The organism is Streptomyces sp. NPDC057950 (assembly GCF_042887295.1).
GTDB classification, from domain to species: Bacteria; Actinomycetota; Actinomycetes; order Streptomycetales; family Streptomycetaceae; genus Streptomyces; species Streptomyces kaempferi.
Genome location: NZ_JBHVPP010000049.1, coordinates 1 through 19,338, shown reverse-complemented (window position 1 = coordinate 19,338; position 19,338 = coordinate 1). Strand labels below are relative to the sequence as shown.

The following is a 19,338-nucleotide window of genomic DNA, read 5'->3' as shown; positions in this document are numbered from 1 at the left end:
GGAACGTCGCTGCTCGCCACGGGCGTCTGGGCCACGGGAACACTCGTGGCCGGCGCGCTCGCCGGCGGCACACCGTTCGAGCTGCACGACCGGAAGGCGCCGGCGAACCCGCTGATCAACCCCTACCGGACCGCGGACGGCGAGTGGTTCATGCTGGTCGCCTCGCCCCCGCACTGGCCGGGGCTGACGCGAGCCGTCGGACACCCCGAGCTGCTCGAGGATCCGCGATTCGCCAACCTCGAGGGCTTCGTCCAGAACGCCGACGCGCTGAGCGAACTGCTCGACACCGAGTTCCGCTCGCGGCCCTTCGACTACTGGAAGGACGCCCTGGGCCGGGAACGTATCACCTACAGCCTCATCCAGACGCCCGAGGAGACCGCCCAGGACCCGCAGTTGCGCGCCAACGACATCGTCGTGCCGCTGGAGGGGGTCGAGGGGCTGACGGAGACCATCAGCAGCCCGGTCAACCTCCGCGGCGTACCGAAGACGCCGGCGAAAAGGGCCCCGGGCCTGGGTGAGCACAACGACGAGATCCTCGGCGAGCTGGGATTCGGCCCCGCCGAGGTCGCCGAACTGCGCACGCAGGGAGCGATTCCGGCGACCACGGACGCGGAGGGGTCGTCGCCGTGAGCAGGGCGTTCCGCCGGCTCCCGGCCGGAGATGCGGCGGCTTCCGTCGCACGATGGCGTACAAGTCGGATCCCCGCGGTCGAGGGTTCGGTCCTCGGCCGCGGTCACGAGAGACGGTGACCTCCCGCGAACGGAGCGTCGCCGCCGCGGACGCGGAGTACGACCGGCGGAGGCAGACGTCACGTCCGCGTCGACGTCCGCGACGAGCAGGCCGAACGGGCCCTGAGAAGGCGACCCCGTCTCGCTCGGTGACGTGGTGGCGACGGGCCCGCCGTTCGGTCCCAACTCCCTTCCCTGCACCGGCGTTTGTGGATGTCTGCGCACCCCGGGTGGTGGCACTCCGGCAGGTGGATCAACCCTCGGGTGGTGGCACCCCGGCAAGTGGACCAGCCGTTCCGGGAGCGCAGCCGCGCCGCACTTGCCGGTCAACGGGGCGTGTGGCGAGCGTGGTTCAGGTAGTCGGAGAGCTCGCGCCAGTCGTCGACCGGAGCATCGGCGTCCCCGGACATGGCGGCCGGATCGTCATGCCAGGCAGCCCGTACACCGGCGGAGACACCGGCGTCACCGCCGGAGAAGAACGCGCTGAGCTCATCCATGCGGGCCACCAGCCGACGTACCTCCCCATCCGTGGCGGGAATTCCAGCCGTACGAAGCCGTTCGGCCCTGCGGTACAGCTCAGGCCACTCGACCTCGAGGAGGTAGTGCCTCGCGGGTCCCAGGGCGGCGGCACGACTTCGCAGCACCTGAATCCCACCGTCGTCCAGATGGCGGTCCAGTGTGTGCTCGCTCCCGCGCCCGGTGCCGCCGATGGCCCGCAGGGCGTCGAGAAGAGCTGTTGGCGTCACGGTCTCTTCGGCGGACAGTGCGTCACCGAGTCGCACGAGCCGCTCTCGCAGGACACCGAGCGTGGCGATGGATGCCTCCACACCTGCCAGGTGGTCACGTACGAGCCCCACGGGGTCGACCCCGGCGTCGAGATAGGCCGCGACGGTGTTCAGCGTCAGCCCCAGATCGCGGAGCGCCAGCACCTGATACAGGCGGACGAGGTCTTCCTCGGTGTATTCCCGGTGCCCTCCTGCGGTGCGTTGTGAGGGGCTGAGCAGGCCGATGGTGTCCCAGTGGTGCAGCGTACGCACGGTCAGCCCGCTGGCCTCGGCGAGCCGGCCCACCTTCCAGGTGGCGGAAGTGGTCATGGAACAACGATGCACCCTCACATCGCGTGAGGTTCAAGGCGTGACGACGACCGTTACCGCTTCATGGGACCGGGGCTGAGCGCTTCGGCCGGCAAAGCCTTGGAAGGCCCGTAGGGATCGTCCTCGTCGGCCCGCCGATCGGCTCGCGCATGCGCGACGTGATCACGGAGGGGTGATGCGCGGGGAGACGGTGGCCGCTTCGAGGCCGGAGAGTTCGTCCAGCGAACGGCCCCGGGTCTCGATGCGGAGGGTCCAGGTGACGAGGAAGGCGAGGGCGCTGGTGGCCGCTGCTCCGTAGAGAAGCGGGGAGGCACCGGCGGAGTCGAGCAGGATCGGGAAGAGGAAGGTGCCCAGCGCCGCGCCCAGCTTTCCGAATCCGGCGGCGAAGCCGTGCCCGGCGGCCCGTACGTCGGCTGGGAAGACCTCGGCGGGCAGGGTGAACGTCGTGGAGTTCGGCCCCAGGTTCATGAACGTGTTGAACAGCGCGAACCCGACGAAGACCAGCGGCAGATGGGTGTTGCCGCCCCCGGGCAGCTGATCGGCGACCGCCAGCAGGCACAAGGCGATGGTCATCACGGCGAATCCCACGAGTTGCAGTCGGATCCGCCCGACCCGGTCCACGAAGACGATGGCCAGCACGAAGCCGACGACGAGGAAGACATCCAGGAACGCGGTGCCTTCGGTCGAGGAGATGTCGTCGGCCAGGAACGTCGCGTTCGGGCCGGCCAGGGCCAGCCCGGCGAGCAGGGTCGGCGTGAAGATGCCGACCCCGTAGGTGGCGATGTCCATCGGGAACCAGGGGACCGAGGTGAACACCGTCAGCCTCAGCAAGGGGCGTTTGAACAGCTGGGGCTGCAGGAGTGCGTTCCAGCCTTCCCGCGGCGCCTGTGGGTGTGCCCGGTCCCTGTCGGTGACCTGGCAGGCGACGCCGGTCATCCTCTCGGCGATCGCCGTTGCTTCCTCTTCCCGGCCGTGCTGAGCCAGCCAGCGTGGGCTCTCGGGCATGGTGCGGCGCAGCCAGATGATCAGCAGCGCCAGCAGAGCACCGAAGCCGAGCATGATCCGCCAGGAGCCGATCTCGGGCCACGCCGTGAGGGTGACGACACCGACGACCGCGCCGATCATGATTCCCGCTGCCTGGAGACTGAAGGCGCTCACCAGCCACCTGCCCCGTTGGCGGGCCGGCAGGATCTCCGCCAGATAGCTGGCCGCGATGGGATAGTCGAGCCCGACCGCGATGCCGAGCAGGAAACGGAAGGCGATCAACGGCCATAGATCCCAGGCGAACATGCAGGCCAGGGAGAAGATCACGAACAGCCACAGATCGACCCGGAAGATCTTGCTGCGCCCCACACGGTCGCCCAGCGGTCCCAGCAGCGCCGCTCCGAACATGGCGCCCACGATGGCCGCGGCCGAGAGCAGACCCCGATCCGTCGTGCTGCCGCCCAGATCCTTGGCGATGAGTGGATTGGCCACGCCGATGATGAAGAAATCGAACCCGTCCAGTATCACCCCCAGGGCCGCCACCAGCCAGAATCTCCGGTGCACCGGTGTAATGGACGCCTGGTCGAGTGCTACGCCCAGGGGCAGCGGCGTGCGGGAATCACCGTTGGTCACCACATGCACCGAGTGAACGCGACCGCACGCCCGCGATCAACAAGCCACGCCACACCCCCGGTGCCGAGCACGGGCGTTGACCATCGGGTTCTTCGGCACGTCGGACATCCCGCCGTCCTCGCCGCGCTCCTGCCGCTGTCGAGTACACCGGTGGAGCGTCGCCCCGGATCACGGTGTGGGCCGCCGGCGTGTCGAACCGCACCTGGTGTGGAGACGCGGAGGACACGGCCGTCTGTCCCGCGGGGCGCCACGGACGAGCGCGGACAGGCCTTCGTCGTGGACTCGTCTCCGGTGTGTGCCGAAGCCGCTCATGCCGAGGACGCTCATACCGAGGACGCTACGGTCCAACGACCACCGCTCACGCCCGACTTCGGCGGGCTCGGGACTCCGCGCGGGATATCGGATCCGGAGCCTGATACGACACAGGTTCCTCCATTCGTGAAGCGTTATGATTTAGTGAACGGCTCCAGGAGAGGCAGGCCCGGCAGCGATGCCACAGTCGAAGAAGGTCCGCGAATCGGCCGCCGCCCGGTCCGCGCAGTTGGTTCCCCCGCGCACGCTCGGCTTTCACCTCAAGAGGGCCGAGCAGTCCATCGTGGCGCGCAAGGCCCACGAGGTGCGGAACCTGGACCTGACGGAGTCGCAGTGCAAGGTGCTGGGCTACCTGACCGGCGGTGTGGCGAAGTCGTGCACCCAGCTGTCCCGCGAGGGAATGGTCACCTCGCAGACGATGACCGGCATCGTCAAGAACCTCGAAGCCAAGGGACTGGTCGAGCGCCATGCCTCGCCGGACCACGGCCGGGTCATGCTGGTGTCCCTCACACCGGCAGGCGTGGAGCGGGCCGTCGCCGCGAAGTCCCTCTCCGAGCGTGTCGAACACGGCCTGCGTGAGGCCCTGTCCGAGCACGATTACGGTCAACTGGTGGAGCTTCTCGACCGGGTGGCCGACCTGGCTCCCGGGCTCGACGTCAGCACGTCGGAGTAGCTCCCGCCTGCGACGGACAGGGTCCGCGCCGCGCCTCACCGCGTACCGGCCACGAGAGCCGACCCGTCGACACCGAGGGCGAGCCGGCCGAGCATTTCGTCGCTCTGCGCCGCGGCGCGGTAGAGCTCGGACGGTGTCTGAGCGGCGACGACGCCGAGGGTGTCGTGCCTGCGGCCCCTCCCCGACGGCCGGCTCAACGGCAGTCAACGGCGGTCGACCGCAGGTCCTGGCCGCGTCACCGGAGGCGGTGGTACGGCAGGCCGAGATCCCGCGGAACCGGTCGGCGTGCGACGCGGCCGACGCCGGGCGCGCTTTCGCCGGGTGAGGGATCCCGGCGGGTATCAATGCGGCCAGGCCCTCGCCGCCACCGCTCAGGAAGGGGAGTCGGCTGGTGCGTGTTAACGTCAACGACACTGATGAAGGGAACTTCAAAGATGAAGGGAACTTTAAAGTACAGGCACCCTGATCTTCGACTCCGCGTAAGTCACCAGCGCCGCTCCTCCCTGTGGCAGTGGCACCGCCTCCACCGCGGCGGCCCACCGACAGCAACATGCTCACAGCACGCGAAGGAATGAACCATGGGAATGTCCGGACTCACCGCTCTCGTCACCGGCGCCACCGCCGGTATCGGCCGCGCCGTGGCCCTCCAACTCGCGGACGAAGGCGCGGAAATCGTCGTCCACGGCCGCGACCAGGACCGCGGAGCCGATGTCGTCGCCGAGATCGAGAAGGCCGGAGGGACCGCCCGCTTCGTCCAGGCAGACCTCGGCGACCCCGCCGACGTCGAGCGCCTGGCCCGTGAGGCCGGAGACGTCGACGTACTCGTCAACAACGCAGGCGTCTACAAGTTCCTGCCGACTTCGGAGATGACCACGGAACTCTTCGACCTGCACATGGATCTGAACACCAAGGCCCCCTACGTGCTCGTCCGCGCCCTGGCCCCCGGCATGGCTCGGCGCGGCCGCGGCTCCATCGTGAACATCAGTACCCTCGCGGCCACGGTCCCCGCCAAGGGCGCCGGCATGTACGCCGCGTCCAAGGCCGCGCTCGAGCAGCTCACCGCCGTGTGGGCCGCCGAGTTCGCCGAGCGGGGCATCCGCGTCAACGCCGTCGCCCCCGGACCCACCCGCACCCCGGGAACCGACGCCATGGACGCCGACTCGCTGCGGGCCATCGCCGACACGACCGCCCTGCGCCGCATCGCCGAGCCCGAGGAGATCGCCGAGGCCGTCGTCTTCCTGGCCTCCCGGCGCGCCAGTTACATCACCGGCGTCGTCCTCGAAGTCGCCGGTGGACGCCCCTCGATCGGCTGACCCCGTCGGTCCCCTGACCCGGGCGGCACGCATCGCCGTCGGTCCCCTGACCCGGGCGGCACGCACCCTCGGCGTGCCCGCCGCCCGGAGCGGGGCGACGCCCTTCACCCACCCCGCTCGTGAGAGGGCGAGCGTGGTACCTCATGAGCCAGAGCCTGCGCATTGGCCTGCTGCGCCGACACCGCGACTTCCGATTGCTGTGGTGCGGCGAGTCCGCCGGCAAGTTCGGTGCGTCCGTCACCGGGATCGCGATGCCGTTGGCCGCGGTCTCCGCCTTGGACGCCGGAACGTTCGAGGTCGGCCTGCTGAGTGCCGCCGCCTGGACGACAGCTCACCTTGAGGCCTGTGGGACGTTTCAATTCGCACGCCTCTTCAACCTTTTCAGGCCGCCGCGCAGACGGAGTGGCAGAGGGCGGTGTAGTTGATCCAGTCCAGCAGCGGGCTGGCGAAGGTGACGCTCAAGAGCGGGCCGGGCTGGTCTGCTCGGACCGGACCTCGCCCGTCGGAACCGGTGGCAGATCATGGGGAAACCGCAGACAGGAGCCGTGTATTCGCCCTGACCGACTCCCGCAGTTGGGGCAGGTCGCCTGCCGAGCTCGAAGACGTCCGTCATGCGAGCCCCGGCCCGGCCCGCGAGTGCCAAGCCGACTGAGATGAGCGTCGATCGCAGCCGTTCCGTCCGCCGGCCGAACCGGCGGGTGAGCGGCTTTGGCGACTGACGTCGTGCGGTTGGACTGCATCGGGATCTGCGGAAGATCCGCCAGGAGTTCAGGCGCGTCGACGTCGAGACGCGTCGTCCGATCGACCCCCTGCCTGCCTGGCGCTCGCAGATGCGGATGATGCGATGGGTGCGGGCGGCGGGCGTGCCGCGAAGGTCCCTGCTGACGTAGGCGCGGACGCCTCCGTAACCGCGGGGACCGGTCTGCCGTCGCCCGCCGTCAGCCCGTGCCGTCACGCGCTGGCTCCTCACCCACCCCGACGCCCTGCCCGAAGGCGACCGGCTCCAGCTCAAAGCAGCTCTGGCCAACTGCCCGGAACGGACAGCACTCTCCGAGCACGTGCGTTCCTTCGGCCACATGGTCGCTCACCTCCAGGGCGACCAGCTGCCGACCTGGATCGAAGCTGCCACCTCTACTGACGACCTGCCCAGCCTCCGCCACTTCGTCCAGCGCCTCGAACGCGATCTCGACGCTGTCATCGTCGGCCTCACTCTGCCCTGGAACTCAGGTGTCGTGGAGGGCCCTGTCAACCGGATCAAGATGCTCAAGCGCCAGATGTTCGGCCGCGCGAGATTCGAACTCCTCCGCAAACGAGTCTTGCTTAGGTGACCGAGCGTCACCTGTGCGCGACTGTGCCTGCGGTGTAAGCCCCGCTCTTCCGTGGGCATGCATGGCTCTGGGACCCACAGGCTGCGTGAACTCCTCAGTCAGCCTCCTCGACAATGCAAAAGGGGTGCCCAACCGGATCGGTGAGAACGCGCGCTCTGGCGCTGTGAGGCTGATGATCCGGTTTGCCCGCACCCAGCTCCAGCAAACGTGCTTCGACCTGATCCAAGTCCTGCTTGACCCTGAAGCACATGTGAAGCTGTTGAGGAACGGTCTGTTCAGGCCAGAGCGGAGCCCGGTAGCCATCGACCCGTTGAAAGCCGATGAAGACTTCGTCCTCACAGTCGAGACCGGCGAAGTCGGCGTTCGACTTGGGGTGGAGCTCCAGACCGGTGGCCTGCTGATAGAAAGCCGCCAATGCCGGCGGATCCGGGCAATCGAGGGTTATCGCGCTCAACTTCATCTGCAAGGGCATGACGCCTCCGGGACGATCAGTGGACTTCCTTGCACACCCTAGAGACGGCTGTCCACGGCTGAGTGAGAACCGACCATCTACATGGTCCGCCCAGGCGTAAGCATCGAAGGTCGGAACCTTACGTTGCCCGCAGTTACTGGAGGCGGGCCGACTCCACAGTAAGTGGACCAGAGCCCTTCTTGCGGCAGCGTTTGTTGACGAGTTCTGACGTCATCGTCCGGCCGAGGACTCTGCGGTTCGTCACGAGTTTTGAAGGCACCTGCCGATGCGGCCGAGTCGTGCCGGCGGCTCGCAACAGGGCTGCAACAGGGTTTCAAGATCGCTTGACCTTGCCCCAGAGGGAAGGGCGACAGTGTCTTCGTAGATCACACGAGCGAGCGGTGTGCGCTCGCCAGCAGGGCAGGACGAAGAGGGGGAGTTCGAATGACGGCGACCTGCGTCATTCTCGATATCGGTGGCGTGCTGGAGATCACGCCGGAAACGGGGTGGGTGCAGCGGTGGGAAGAGCGCATGGAGTTGCCGCTCGGCACCGTGCGTGAGCGGCTGCGCGACGTGTGGCAGGCCGGCAGCGTCGGGAGCATCAGTGAACGAGAGGTTCACGAGCAGGTGGCAGCACGCTTGGGGCTCGACGCGCCTCAGGTCGAGGGCTTCATGGCTGGTCTCTGGGCGGAATACCTGGGAAAGCCGAACGAGGAACTCATCGCTCATGTGCAAGGGCTGCGAGGAAGCTGCAGGCTGGGCATCTTGAGCAACAGCTTCGTTGGCGCCCGAGAGCGGGAGACGGCGCTGTACCACTTCGACGAACTGGTCGAGCAGATCGTGTACTCGCACGAGATCGGCATCGAGAAGCCGGACCCGCGTGCTTTCGAGGCCGTATGTGCCAGCCTGGAGGTGCGGCCGGAGAGCTGTCTGTTCATCGACGATCTCCCAGTCAATGTTGAGGCTGCGCAGGCGGCGGGCATGCAGGCGCATCTGTTCGAGGACAACGCCCGGACAATTACGCGCATCGCAGCTCATCTGAACGCTGATCCCCGGGCTGCAGGGCCTGTCCCGCTCCGATGACGTCGGCCTGGCCGGCCTTCAGCGGTTGCCGGCCAGGCGGTGGAGCCGTTGATCAGCCCGCTTCCGCGTGTTCGGCACGGGCTCGAGTGTCGGCGAGGCGGTAGGAGTCGGTTCCGGTCTCGATGGACCGGTGCCCGGACGTCACCGCCACACGGCGCGGGCGGCTGTTTGAGGCACGCATGCACGCTGTGGGTCACCCGACCGAGCCACACAGTGATCGCCACTGCCGGAGTGTCCCGGAACCGCTGCCCGTCGCACGCTCGGCGTAGACCCCACGCTTGCAGAGCGGGCCGGCCGCGATGACAGGCTCGCGTTCCTGACGGCCTGCGGGCGCGCCCCGTCGTCTCCGGCAGCCGCGTGTCTGCTTAAGAGTAGGTGCTCGTATACTGGGCGGAAGTCTCTGGAGGTGCCATGACGGCTGCGATGTCGAGGGCGGATCTGTGTAACAACCTGGCGCTGCGCAAGGCGTCGCGGTACCTCGGTGCGACGTACGACAGGGCCCTGGCTCCGCTGGGCCTCCGGGCGACTCAGTTCAGTACTCTGCAGCTGCTCAGCGTTCACGAAGGCATGACGATCACTCGTCTCGCCGACATGATCGCCATGGACCGGACGACGATGGCGTCCAACCTCAAGCCGCTGGAGCGTGAGGGGCTGGTCACCATTGAGCCGTCGGCGACTGACCGCCGTGCGCGGATAGTGACCATCACGCCCGGCGGCGTGGCCCGGATGAAGGCGGCGCTCCCGCTCTGGGAGAGTGCGCAGGCGGAGTTCGAGAAGAAGTTCGGTGCCGAGGATGCGGCCCGGATGCGTGCCTTCCTTGAGGCTGTCCTCGATACCGGCTTCGATCCATGGGCTGAGTGAGCTACGACCGCGCCACGCAGCTTGGCTGCGGGAGCTCGTGAAGGCAGGCGTGGCGCGGGGGGCCCGGAAGGGTCCGGCGTGCGGGACGGAATCCTTGACCAGAAGTCCTGGCGCGGCTGCGATGCCCCGGTCAGGGTGCCCTTCCGGAGGTGTCCCCGATGGTGGGTGGAGGTCTGAGGTGCGCCGGACGGGGTCTTGCCTTTCCCCAGATACGAGCATATGCTCCTATTTATGGGAGGTGAGACGGCCAGGCCGCCACGTCCTTCAAGCGCCGAAACCCCGCCACGGGCGGGGCACGGCATCAGAGTCGGAAAGTGGTCGGCGCACAGCCCAGCAGCCTCCCGGGTCATAGAGGTCTCGGAGAGGCCGTCCCATGCCTGCTGAGGCTTGGCTCATCGAAAGGCCCCCGTGTGCGCCGACCCGGCATTGTGAGATGGAGTCGCACCATGACCGTCGTCAAGGCAGCTGCTGTGCAGATCAGCCCCGTTCTCTACAGCCGTGCGGGCACGGTTGGGAAAGTGGTGGAGAAGATCCGCGACCTGGGCCGGAAAGGTGTCCAGTTCGCGGTGTTCCCCGAGACCGTCGTCCCGTACTACCCGTACTTCTCCTTCGTGCAGCCGCCGTACTCCATGGCAAAGGAGCACCTGCGGCTGATGGGGGAGGCGGTGACCGTGCCGTCCGCCGAGACCGAAGCGATTGGCGCGGCCGCCCGTGAGGCCGGCATGGTCGTCTCGATCGGCGTCAACGAGCGTGACGGTGGTTCCCTCTACAACACCCAGCTGCTCTTCGACGCGGACGGCACGCTGATCCAACGCCGCCGCAAGCTCACGCCGACCTACCACGAGCGAATGGTCTGGGGCCAGGGCGATGCTTCGGGACTGCGCGCGGTGGACAGCGCCGTCGGCCGGATCGGCCAGCTCGCCTGCTGGGAGCACTACCTGCCGCTGGCGCGCTACGCGCTGATGGCCGACGGTGAGCAGATCCACGCTGCGATGTACCCCGGCTCCTTCGGCGGCGAGCTGTTCGCCGAGCAGATCGAGGTCAACATCCGTCAGCACGCACTGGAGTCGGCCTGCTTCGTGGTCAACGCCACCGCATGGCTGGACGCGGACCAGCAGGCGAAGCTCGCCGAGGACACCGGCGCCCCAGCCGCTGCGATGTCCGGCGGCTTCTTCACCGCCATCGTCGACCCCGAGGGCCGCGTCATCGGCGAACCGCTCACGTCCGGCGAGGGCGAGGTCATCGCCGACCTGGACTTCGAGCTGATCGACCGGCGCAAGCGCCTGTCGGACACACGCGGCCACTACAGCCGCCCGGAACTGCTCAGCCTCATGGTCGACCGCACCCCGGCATTCCATCTCCACGAGCGCGACGCCCACGCCGGAGCCCACTCCTTCACGACATCCGGTGAGGACCGCACCGCCGACACCCAGTGAGACGTTGCCCGACTGCCCGACTGCCCGACTGCCCGACTGCCCGACTGCCCGACTGCCCGACTGCCCGACTGCCCGACTGCCCGACTGCCCGACTGCCCCGAAGACGGCAACGGCCCGTCAGGCAGGGTCGCGGCCCTGGGGCGTCGTCACGCTCCAGACCTGCAGAAGGACCCCGACGCCGCCCCGCCCCCCCGACTGCGGAATCGGCCACCCGCGGGTGCGCGGGTTCACCCACACCGAAAGAGGGAGACCTCACATGTACATGAAGCTCGAACTCATCGTCCTGCCGGTCACCGACATCGACCGGGCCAAGGCCTTCTACGAGCAGGTGGGATTCCACCTGGATCTCGACAAGGCCGTCAGCGAGGACTGGCGGGCCGTGCACTTCACGCCGCCCGGCTCCGGAACCTCGATCATGTTCGGCGCCGGGATGACCTCCGCCGCCCCCGGCTCGGCCCAGGGGCTGTACCTCGTCGTCTCCGACATCCAGGAGGCGCACACCGAACTCACCGGCCGCGGCATCGAGGTGAGCGAGGTGTTCCACGACGCTGGCGGGCTGCTGTACCACGGCCACGAGAGCGGCACACTCACCCACACCCTCGAAGGTCAGGGGCGGCTCCCCGGTGCGCACCCCGAGCGCGCTTCCTACGGCTCCTTCCTGACCTTCAGCGATCCCGACGGGAACGGCTGGGTGCTCCAGGAGATCACTGAGCGCTTCCCTGGCCGCTGACACCTCAGCTTCCCCGCGGCCGGCGACGTTCGGCGCGGTGGTGACACCGCGAACGGCTGCCTCCGCGTCCAGCCGTCACGCCCCGGCATTTAGGAGCATGTGCTCCTTTCTGTTCCGGCTTGCGCGCTGTATGCCCTGACCATCGGAAAGAGAAAACACTCCCATGAGCATGTCGCCCACAGAGCCGTCCGGCCAGGATGGCCTTGGCCCTGACCAGCCCACGTCCCACCGCGCCACCCCGCGGCGCGGATTCTCACGACGCGCCTTCGTCGGCGGCGCAGCCGCTTCCGCCGCTGCCGCGGGCATCTCGCTGGCGGCGGGTGGTCTGACGCCTGCCGTCGCCGGCGAGCCCAGGCGGATACCGAAAGGCTTCGGCTCGGTCGCCACGGCGCCGCACCTGCCGGCAGGATTCACCAAGACGTTCACCAGCCGGTTCGTCCGGGCCAACGGGATCCGCCAGCACGTGGTCACCGGAGGTGAGGGGCCACCGCTGCTCCTGGTACACGGGTGGCCAGAGAACTGGTACGCCTGGCGCATGGTGATGCCGGAGCTGGCACGGCGCCACACAGTCGTCGCCGTCGACCAGCGCGGCATCGGATTGACCGACAAGCCGAGGAGCGGGTACGACTCCGGCACTCTCGCCAATGACCTGGTGGCGCTGATGAGCGCGCTCGGGCACGAGCGGTTTGCCGTGGCCGGTCACGACACCGGCCTGATCATCAGCTATGCGCTGGCGGCGGACCATCCGGAGCGGGTCGCCCGCGTGGCTCTCCTGGAGGTCCCCGGTCCTCCGACCCGCAAGGGCTCTCCGCTCCTGTTCGAACCCGAGCCTGTCAACAACCGGCTCTGGCACATCCCCTTCAACCGGATCGACCACGAGCTGACCGAGCGGTTGGTCAGGGGCCGGGAGGAGATCTTCTTCGGCTACGAGTTCGACATTCAGGGCGGACCGAAGCTGCCGGAGTATGCGCGGCAGTACTACTTCCGCCTCTTCTCCGACCCCGAAGCCCTGCGGGGCAGCTTCGGCCTCTACCGGGCTTGGGACGCCACCCTCGACCAGAACGCCGGGCGCGGGGAGAGCAAGCTGGCCATGCCGGTCCTGGCGGTCGGCGGATCGGAAGGCTACGGCTCGCATGTCGCGGACGCGATGATGCCCCTCGCGGACGACGTGCAGGGCGTGGTCATCCCCGGCGCCGGCCACTGGGTCGCCGAACAGAACCCCAGGAAACTGCTCGACGAACTGACGCACTTCCTCGCCCCGTACCGCCGCGCCGCCGGCCCGTCCCGCTAGCGGACGAACCGTCACGCCCGGGCACGCCCCGGGCGTGACGGAACGAGCTCGCCCGTGCGGCAGCGTCGCCGCCATCGAGCAGCCGGCGCCCCTCACCGAAGAGCCCCCACATCGCTCCCTGCTGATCCCACGGCCGGAGCCCTCGACCGAGGACGCCCTGGCCGCGGGTGCCCCGGCAAGCAGGACCGGGACGAACGCAACGCCACGGTTTGCCTGCTGTCCAGGAGCGGCGGAGCCGTCACCATCCCCGAAGGGAGGCATGGATGTTTTCCGACATCGGCCCGCTCGAAGTCGTGACACTGGTCGTGCTCGCCGTCATTCTGGTCGGGCCCGACAAGCTCCCCAGGATGCTGTCCGACACCCTGCGGACACTGCGCAAACTCCGGGAGCTCTCACAGAGCGCCCAGGCGAGCATGCGCGACGAACTACCCGCCGAGTTCCAGGATCTGACCCTCGAGGATCTCAATCCGAAGACCCTCCTGGCCAAGAACCTGCTCGGCGGCCAGGGCCTCGACGCGGGTCACCTGACCGCCGGCCTCACCCTCGGGGACGAACCGCTCGACAGCGCCGAGACCGACACCTCGAAGGGCCTCGGAAAGGCCACCACCCACGGACCGCTTCCCACAGCCACCGGGCGCCGGCGCTGACAAAGCGCGCCACCTGGCAAGCCCCGGGCGCGGGACCTCCCCTGGCGCGCACGGAGAAGCGCCGTCTCAGACCCAGGGCCCGGCCGTCCCGTGCCGGCCCGCAGCCGGGGCCAGCCCGCCCAATCACCAACCAGCACACCAACGTCTCAGCACACCAACGTCCCCCCCCGACGCAGGGCACGGCCGCACGCATCCGTGGCCGGCAAGCCTCTGCGCGCAGGAGTACCGCTCCTGCGCCCATGGACCTACGGAAAGGAAACACCCATGTTCGGCAGGCTCGGAGCACCCGAGATCATCCTCATCCTCCTCGTCGTCGTCCTCCTGTTCGGTGCCAAGCGGCTCCCCGACATGGCCCGTTCATTCGGGCAGTCACTGCGGATCCTCAAGAGCGAGACCAAGGCCATGCAGAAGGACGACTCCGACGAACCATCGACCGCGTACACCGCCGCGGCCCTCCGGACCGCGTCCGAGAACCGGCATACGGCAAGAGCGGCGGCCGAGGCGGAAACCTCCGCCCAGCGCTGAAACGCCGAAGCCACCGACCGACCCACGCGTGGTCGGTGCCGCACCGAAGGAACCGGGACCGCCCATGACGCCCCAACCAGCCCACGACGAAGCACACATGTCTCTGGGGCAGCACCTGCGCGAGCTGCGCAACCGCCTGCTCAAGGCCGTCGGGGCCATCCTGCTCGTCACCGTCGCCGCAGCCCTGTTCTACAAGCAGCTCATCGGGTTCCTCATCGACCCCCTGCCCGGCTGCGCCCCTGGCCGACTGGCCGGCGCGGACACCGGGGGGCACTGCGGGGTGATCTCCCTCAACGGACTCCTCTCACCCTTCACCCTGGCACTGAAAGTGTCGATCACCGTGGGCGTCGTCGCCGCCAGCCCGGTGTGGCTGTACCAGCTGTGGGCATTCCTCGCACCAGGACTGCACCGCCACGAGAAGAAGTACACCCTGGCCTTCCTCGGCGCCGGCATCCCGCTGTTCCTGACCGGCGCCGCCATGGCGTACTGGAGTCTGCCGACCACGGCACGGGTGCTGATCTCCTTCACCCCGGACAACGCCACCAACCTCCTGCCCGTCGACGACTTCCTCGACCTCGCCACCCGCATGGTCCTCGTCTTCGGCCTGTCCTTCGAACTCCCCGTCCTCCTCGTGCTGCTGAACCTCGCCGGCGTGATCAGCGCACGCAGGATGGTCGGCTGGTGGCGCGCCATGCTCATGGGCATCACCGCCTTCGCCGCCCTCGCCACCCCCAGCACCGACCCGCTCAGCATGCTGCTGCTCGCCACCCCCATCAGCCTGCTCTACCTGGCGGCCTGCGCGATCGCCTGGTGCAACGACCGACGGCGGCACCGCACCAGCCCCACCGGTCCGGGCGCGATCGCTGACACCGAGGCATCGCACCTCGAGCTCACCCCTGCCCGCCTCGACACCGCCGGCGACCTCACCGTCAGTCGGCTCTGATCCGCTCCCTTTTGAGGAGCGGCCCGGACGGGCAGTTGCCGGACGTCGCCGCCCTGGCCACCGAAAAAGAGCAAGTGCTTGGAAGCGCGGAGTTCGCCTGGCTGCTCAGCGCCCATGCGGCCGACGTACACATCCGGCTGAACACGATCAGGGAGATACATGTCATGAGTGACCTCATCACCACCGTCATCGAGGCGCACGGCGGCCTGCACCGGTACAACCGGTTCACCTCGGTCACCGCGCATCTCCGGGTCGGGGGTTCGCTGTGGCGGCTCAAGGGTCAGGAGGGGATCCTGAGTCAAGCGGCAGTCCGCCTGGACCTGCACCGGCAGCATGCCAGCCACTATCCCTTCACAGCGCCCCACCTGCGGTCATCCTTCACCGCGAAGCGTGTTGCCGTGGAGAGCGCCGCCGGTGACGTGAAGGCCGATCGCTTTGACCCCCGTGCGTCGTTCCCGGCCGACGTACACAGCCCCTGGGACGATCTGCACGTCGCCTACTTCGCCGGATATGCCATGTGGACGTACTTCACGTCTCCGTTCATCTTCTCCTCGCCCGGATTCGAGGCCGCGGAACTTTCCCCGCACACGGAGGAGGGGGAGGAGTGGAAGCGCCTGAAGGTCACCTTCCCCGACCACATCGCGACGCATTGCCCCGTGCAGATCTTCTACTTCGACTCGAACGGGCTCCTGCGCAGGCACGACTACACGCCCGAGGTCATCAACGCCGGGCCTGCCGCGCATTACCCGAGCGAATACAGGAGTTCGATGGAATCATGGTTCCGACCCGGCGGCGGGTCTTCCGGCGGGGACAGGACGGAACGGTGTCCCGGGACGTCGAACTCGTCACCATCGACGTCAAAAATGTCCTGTTCACCTGAGCGGTGAACCAGCCCTGTGGCGGTCTCATCGCCACAACGACCGAGCCCTCACGCCCATTCGAGTCCGAGTGCGGTGAGCTGCTCCCCGTTCTCCTCGCGCAGCCCCCGCAGTGCCCTGCTGGACGGTCTCCAGCACCTCGCGACGCAGGTCCTTTTGGTCTTTGTGTAACCCGCGAGTCCGGTGCCGGAGCCGTTCACCACCTGCCCTGTCACGCTCAGTTCGCCCAGGACCTTCTCGAAGTCTCGCCGTGTTACACAGCCCTCTCGCCGTTGACCGGTCAACCACCAGCCCATCCCAGGGTGTACACAACGCTTGCCTGGACCTGGCCAGGCACGGCCTGACGCTCTCCGAGGGCAGCGCCCGGGACGGGCAGAAACTGTGGGGCCTTGACCTCGCTCGGCCTCACCGCCGCGGCCGAGGTCTTCGGGCGTCCGGCAGCTGACATCGGCGGCAACGCGCGCGGTGCGGCCCGCTCGGGTGCCCCGCATGAGATGGCCGTCAACGAGACCGTCGTCGCCCTCACCGGTACCCAGCCCGCCCCATCGCTCGCAACACCCCCGGTCTCCGCGCCTGGTAGTCGTACTGGTCATGGGGAGTGGACGGTAGGGATGGAATGTTCCGGACGGGTTGTGGGAGTTGGCGTCGTCGGCGCCCTGACCGTTCGCCGGACTCGACTCCCTTGCGGGCGATACGGACACCGATGTGCTTGCCCGGCCAGCGGCATTGCCCCGATCGAAGCCGGCTGGTCCACCACGCGCTGCGGGAACTGATGATGAGAACCGCAGCCACCCGCCAACTCGGCCCGGATCGTGCCCCTTTCACCGAAACCCTGCGCTCCGCCCGGCGCAGTGTGACCGTCACCCCGGGCGGTTTTCCCCTGAGCTCCTGGTCCGAGCACTGCACGTACTCCAAGAAGACCTGCTGGAAAGGCTCCTGCCCGCCAGACGGCTTCGCAGCCAGCCCCCGTGTCGTCAAGCGCAAGATGTCCAACTACTGGCTCGAGCGGGCTGAGCACGAACCCTGGCCCCAACCCACCTGCGCTGGCATCCAAGCCATCCGCATCAAACGACCCCGACCACCCAACCCAGACCCGTAAAGCAACGGCATTAGACCTAGCCGTGCGCGGCCACCACGCCCCGGAACTGGCCGCGCACAGCGTAGGGGGCTCAGTCCCGGGACGCCACCACTCTGATGAGGGTCAGTACACGCCCCGTGTCAGCGACGATCGGGTCCTTCCGGGCTGGGCCGGATGTCCACTCCGGGTCGGCGAACTCCGCGCAGGTGCGATTCCACAGCAACCACTCCCGCCAGCCGTCTTCCAGGGCGTCCGCGGTCTCCACCGTGACCATTGCGCTGCGCTCCCAGGTCCGGTGCCACCACTGGGGGGTCCGGAAAGTCCAGAAGTCTGCGTCGGCCGCCCACGGCGACAAATGCTCCGGCACCGGCTCGGCGTCGAGGTCGACCCGAGTGCCCGGTGCCGCCATGGCGATCTGCCCGCCGGGCCGCACGCATCGTGCCAGCGTCGGCAGGTAGCGGACGTCCGTCCCGAAGTAGTGGTAGGCGTCCACGCTCACAACTGCGTCGAAGTAGCCGTCTGCGAAGGGGAGTTCGTGTGCCTCGACGCTGAGCGGCGTCACCGTTCCGGCGCCGGTGCCCGCTTCCCGTACCCGTCGCCAGTTGTCCCCGGGGGTAATCCACAAGTCGGCCGCAGTGACGTGCACGCCGAACTCACGAGCCAGGAACACCGAGGTCAGAGCCGTTCCGCAGCCGAGATCGAGCACCCGCATCCCCGGCTCCAGCCGCATCGCCCGGGTCAGCCACTCCATCAGCCAAAGGGGATGCGGTCCCATCACGTTGGCCATCACCCACGCCGGGTCGTAGGCCGCGCTGCGCGGATACTGCGGCAGCGTCAACCGCTCGGCCAGCACGCCGGGTTCGACCACCGGCGACGCCCGCAGTGAGATCCGCCCACCGCCGTCGCCCGTCTCTTCCGGCTTCCGGGCGACGACCCGTGCGAACCCCAGCGTCTGCCCCGCATCCGCCCGCAGCAGTGCGACCACCTCATCCGTACGCTCCGCGGGATCCGTCTCCAGCAGTGCCTCTTCCCAGGCGAGCCAGTGCGCTGCGCCGTCCGGAAGGAGGTCCGCACGCTCGACGTCCACCTTCCCCGAGGATTCCCACAGCCGGCACCACCACTGCGGGGTGTGGAAGCCGTTGTACTCCCAGTCCCACCAAGGCGCGAGGTGCTCGGGCGCGCGTCCGTCCAGCTCGTGTGTCACACCCGGCGTGACGACGCCGATCTGCCCGCCAGGCCGGACGAACCGCAGCAGGGACTGCAGGAACCAGTGGTCCGTGCCGAAGTACTCGTAGGCGTCGACGCACACCACCGCGTCGAAGTACCCCTCGGCGAATTTCAGGTCGTGCGCGTCGACGCGCAACGGGACGACCGAGTCCTCGACGCCGGCCGCGCGGATCCGCTCCCAGTTCTCGGACGGGTCGATCCACAGGTCTGCGGCGGTGACGTGGACGCCGTACTCGCGGGCGAGGAATACGGACGTCAGGGCGCGCCCGCAGCCGAGGTCGAGGACGCGCATGCCGGGACGGAGGTCCATCGCGGCAGTCAGCTCCTCGACGAGCCACAGGGCGTTGGGCCCCATCTGGTTCTCGAGCACCCAGTCGGCCGGGTAGGCCGCGGCGCGTGGCGCACTGCTCACGGCAATACGGTTCTGAAACTTCGTCAGGTCGAACGAAGAGTCGCTCATGGCGAGAGAAAGGTTCCTTGTCGAGAGAGATCAAGGACCCGAAGAACTGAACGGACGAAGGGTCGCGGCGTCAGCCCCGGGCCCTGAAGGCGGGGATAGCGGAAGCACTGCGCGCGGCAGCGCCGAACCCGACGGTCATCAACCCACCTCCTCAACCCTCACATAGCTCCCAGACGTCGTGCACGCTACCAGTCCGATTGTGAAAGCCGAAGGCAATATTGCGCCGGGGCCCGTGTTGATGGGGTTTCGGATCGACGGTGATGTCATCGAGGTGGCGGTGGGGGACACCGACCTGGTGCTCCCGGTGGTGCGGCCGGCGAATCCCGGGCGGCCGGGTCAGCACGGTCTGGAGATCGTGGTAGCTGTCACTTACGGTTTTGAGGCGCGGAGGGAGGCGGTCGGCGAACGCATCACCGCCCGTATCCCACTCACCGACGAGGCGCGCTGCAGGCTCGCCGAGAGGCCGTGATGCGCCAGTTCTATGGCTGGTCTCGGTGTCGCCTGGACAGGCAGTTCGCTGGATGTCTCAGGCCCGACGTCTCACCGCCTACAGTGCACGAGCTCGTAATAGGACTCCGTTAGGTCTTTCGGTTTGCGCTGATCAAGAGCATGTTGGGGTGGTGAATTTACATGAAGTGAGGCGTGTTCGGGCGACGTTGGCGT

18 protein-coding genes and 2 pseudogenes are annotated in these 19,338 nt (G+C 68.2%); 15 read left to right on the top strand and 5 right to left on the bottom strand.

The window, feature by feature from the left end; translation table 11 throughout:
• The coding region (locus ACFVTC_RS42490; protein WP_390135175.1) for a CoA transferase at positions 1-630 on the top strand (630 nt) is incomplete at its 5' end.
• Between the two features lie 424 nt (positions 631-1,054).
• Here ACFVTC_RS42490 and ACFVTC_RS42485 read toward each other — a convergent pair.
• Together ACFVTC_RS42485 and ACFVTC_RS42480 are read right to left on the bottom strand one after the other, a co-directional pair.
• Complete coding sequence (locus ACFVTC_RS42485; protein WP_390135173.1) at positions 1,055-1,822, bottom strand: MerR family transcriptional regulator; 768 nt, start codon at positions 1,820-1,822, stop codon at positions 1,055-1,057.
• A 162-nt stretch (positions 1,823-1,984) separates the two neighbouring features.
• Positions 1,985-3,439, bottom strand: a complete 1,455-nt coding sequence (locus ACFVTC_RS42480; RefSeq protein WP_390135171.1) for an MFS transporter — start codon at positions 3,437-3,439, stop codon at positions 1,985-1,987.
• A gap of 490 nt (positions 3,440-3,929) precedes the next feature.
• Here ACFVTC_RS42480 and ACFVTC_RS42475 point away from each other — a divergent pair, with 490 nt between their 5' ends.
• Complete coding sequence (locus tag ACFVTC_RS42475) at positions 3,930-4,424, top strand: MarR family winged helix-turn-helix transcriptional regulator (RefSeq protein ID WP_390135169.1); 495 nt, start codon at positions 3,930-3,932, stop codon at positions 4,422-4,424.
• 35 nt (positions 4,425-4,459) lie between these two features.
• On the opposite strand, the gene ACFVTC_RS42470 is transcribed toward ACFVTC_RS42475, so the two are convergent.
• Positions 4,460-4,621, bottom strand: a complete 162-nt coding sequence (locus tag ACFVTC_RS42470; RefSeq protein ID WP_390135167.1) for a hypothetical protein — start codon at positions 4,619-4,621, stop codon at positions 4,460-4,462.
• Between the two features lie 381 nt (positions 4,622-5,002).
• Here ACFVTC_RS42470 and ACFVTC_RS42465 point away from each other — a divergent pair, with 381 nt between their 5' ends.
• From ACFVTC_RS42465 to ACFVTC_RS42455, 3 genes and pseudogenes are all read left to right on the top strand, one after another.
• Positions 5,003-5,737 carry an SDR family NAD(P)-dependent oxidoreductase gene (locus ACFVTC_RS42465; protein WP_390135165.1) on the top strand — a complete coding sequence of 245 codons (735 nt, stop codon included), beginning with the start codon at positions 5,003-5,005 and terminating at the stop codon, positions 5,735-5,737.
• Between the two features lie 143 nt (positions 5,738-5,880).
• A pseudogene (locus tag ACFVTC_RS42460) lies at positions 5,881-6,060 on the top strand (MFS transporter); the annotation flags it as partial.
• A gap of 594 nt (positions 6,061-6,654) precedes the next feature.
• A pseudogene (locus ACFVTC_RS42455) lies at positions 6,655-7,065 on the top strand (transposase); the annotation flags it as partial.
• Positions 7,066-7,159: 94 nt separating this feature from the next.
• Here ACFVTC_RS42455 and ACFVTC_RS42450 read toward each other — a convergent pair.
• Positions 7,160-7,537, bottom strand: a complete 378-nt coding sequence (locus ACFVTC_RS42450; RefSeq protein ID WP_390135163.1) for a VOC family protein — start codon at positions 7,535-7,537, stop codon at positions 7,160-7,162.
• Positions 7,538-7,960: 423 nt separating this feature from the next.
• Here ACFVTC_RS42450 and ACFVTC_RS42445 point away from each other — a divergent pair, with 423 nt between their 5' ends.
• The 9 genes from ACFVTC_RS42445 (at position 7,961) to ACFVTC_RS42405 (ending at position 15,919) form a co-directional block, all read left to right on the top strand.
• On the top strand, positions 7,961-8,599 hold the full coding sequence (locus ACFVTC_RS42445; protein ID WP_390135161.1) for an HAD family hydrolase: 639 nt from the start codon (positions 7,961-7,963) through the stop codon (positions 8,597-8,599).
• 411 nt (positions 8,600-9,010) lie between these two features.
• A complete protein-coding gene (locus tag ACFVTC_RS42440; protein WP_390135159.1) occupies positions 9,011-9,460 on the top strand; it encodes a MarR family winged helix-turn-helix transcriptional regulator in 450 nt (149 codons plus the stop codon).
• Between the two features lie 446 nt (positions 9,461-9,906).
• Positions 9,907-10,896, top strand: coding sequence for a nitrilase-related carbon-nitrogen hydrolase (locus ACFVTC_RS42435; RefSeq protein WP_390135157.1), 990 nt, complete (start codon positions 9,907-9,909; stop codon positions 10,894-10,896).
• A gap of 256 nt (positions 10,897-11,152) precedes the next feature.
• Positions 11,153-11,626, top strand: a complete 474-nt coding sequence (locus ACFVTC_RS42430) for a VOC family protein (protein ID WP_390135155.1) — start codon at positions 11,153-11,155, stop codon at positions 11,624-11,626.
• Between the two features lie 163 nt (positions 11,627-11,789).
• Positions 11,790-12,917: an alpha/beta fold hydrolase gene (locus ACFVTC_RS42425; RefSeq protein ID WP_390135153.1), complete on the top strand. Its 1,128-nt coding sequence runs from the start codon at positions 11,790-11,792 to the stop codon at positions 12,915-12,917.
• Between the two features lie 263 nt (positions 12,918-13,180).
• The gene (locus ACFVTC_RS42420; protein ID WP_390135151.1) at positions 13,181-13,564 is read left to right on the top strand and encodes a Sec-independent protein translocase TatB; all 384 of its coding nucleotides are present in this window, start codon (positions 13,181-13,183) and stop codon (positions 13,562-13,564) included.
• 264 nt (positions 13,565-13,828) lie between these two features.
• On the top strand, positions 13,829-14,089 hold the full coding sequence (tatA, locus tag ACFVTC_RS42415; RefSeq protein WP_390135149.1) for a Sec-independent protein translocase subunit TatA: 261 nt from the start codon (positions 13,829-13,831) through the stop codon (positions 14,087-14,089).
• Positions 14,090-14,186: 97 nt separating this feature from the next.
• On the top strand, positions 14,187-15,032 hold the full coding sequence (gene tatC / locus ACFVTC_RS42410) for a twin-arginine translocase subunit TatC (RefSeq protein WP_390135147.1): 846 nt from the start codon (positions 14,187-14,189) through the stop codon (positions 15,030-15,032).
• Positions 15,033-15,067: 35 nt separating this feature from the next.
• The gene (locus ACFVTC_RS42405; protein ID WP_390135145.1) at positions 15,068-15,919 is read left to right on the top strand and encodes a hypothetical protein; all 852 of its coding nucleotides are present in this window, start codon (positions 15,068-15,070) and stop codon (positions 15,917-15,919) included.
• 1,160 nt (positions 15,920-17,079) lie between these two features.
• On the opposite strand, the gene ACFVTC_RS42400 is transcribed toward ACFVTC_RS42405, so the two are convergent.
• On the bottom strand, positions 17,080-18,627 hold the full coding sequence (locus tag ACFVTC_RS42400) for an SAM-dependent methyltransferase (protein ID WP_390135143.1): 1,548 nt from the start codon (positions 18,625-18,627) through the stop codon (positions 17,080-17,082).
• A gap of 247 nt (positions 18,628-18,874) precedes the next feature.
• Between ACFVTC_RS42400 and ACFVTC_RS42395 the strand changes: the two genes are divergently transcribed.
• Positions 18,875-19,144, top strand: coding sequence for a hypothetical protein (locus ACFVTC_RS42395; protein WP_390135141.1), 270 nt, complete (start codon positions 18,875-18,877; stop codon positions 19,142-19,144).
• Positions 19,145-19,338 lie beyond the last annotated feature (194 nt).

Coding starts and splice junctions, on each gene's coding strand:
- ACFVTC_RS42485 (WP_390135173.1), bottom strand. CDS start 1,822: ATGACCACTTCCGCCACCTGGAAGGTGGGCCGGCTCGCCGAGGCCAGC.
- ACFVTC_RS42475 (WP_390135169.1), top strand. CDS start 3,930: ATGCCACAGTCGAAGAAGGTCCGCGAATCGGCCGCCGCCCGGTCCGCG.
- ACFVTC_RS42465 (WP_390135165.1), top strand. CDS start 5,003: ATGGGAATGTCCGGACTCACCGCTCTCGTCACCGGCGCCACCGCCGGT.
- ACFVTC_RS42450 (WP_390135163.1), bottom strand. CDS start 7,537: ATGCCCTTGCAGATGAAGTTGAGCGCGATAACCCTCGATTGCCCGGAT.
- ACFVTC_RS42445 (WP_390135161.1), top strand. CDS start 7,961: ATGACGGCGACCTGCGTCATTCTCGATATCGGTGGCGTGCTGGAGATC.
- ACFVTC_RS42440 (WP_390135159.1), top strand. CDS start 9,011: ATGACGGCTGCGATGTCGAGGGCGGATCTGTGTAACAACCTGGCGCTG.
- ACFVTC_RS42435 (WP_390135157.1), top strand. CDS start 9,907: ATGACCGTCGTCAAGGCAGCTGCTGTGCAGATCAGCCCCGTTCTCTAC.
- ACFVTC_RS42430 (WP_390135155.1), top strand. CDS start 11,153: ATGTACATGAAGCTCGAACTCATCGTCCTGCCGGTCACCGACATCGAC.
- ACFVTC_RS42425 (WP_390135153.1), top strand. CDS start 11,790: ATGAGCATGTCGCCCACAGAGCCGTCCGGCCAGGATGGCCTTGGCCCT.
- ACFVTC_RS42420 (WP_390135151.1), top strand. CDS start 13,181: ATGTTTTCCGACATCGGCCCGCTCGAAGTCGTGACACTGGTCGTGCTC.
- tatA (WP_390135149.1), top strand. CDS start 13,829: ATGTTCGGCAGGCTCGGAGCACCCGAGATCATCCTCATCCTCCTCGTC.
- tatC (WP_390135147.1), top strand. CDS start 14,187: ATGTCTCTGGGGCAGCACCTGCGCGAGCTGCGCAACCGCCTGCTCAAG.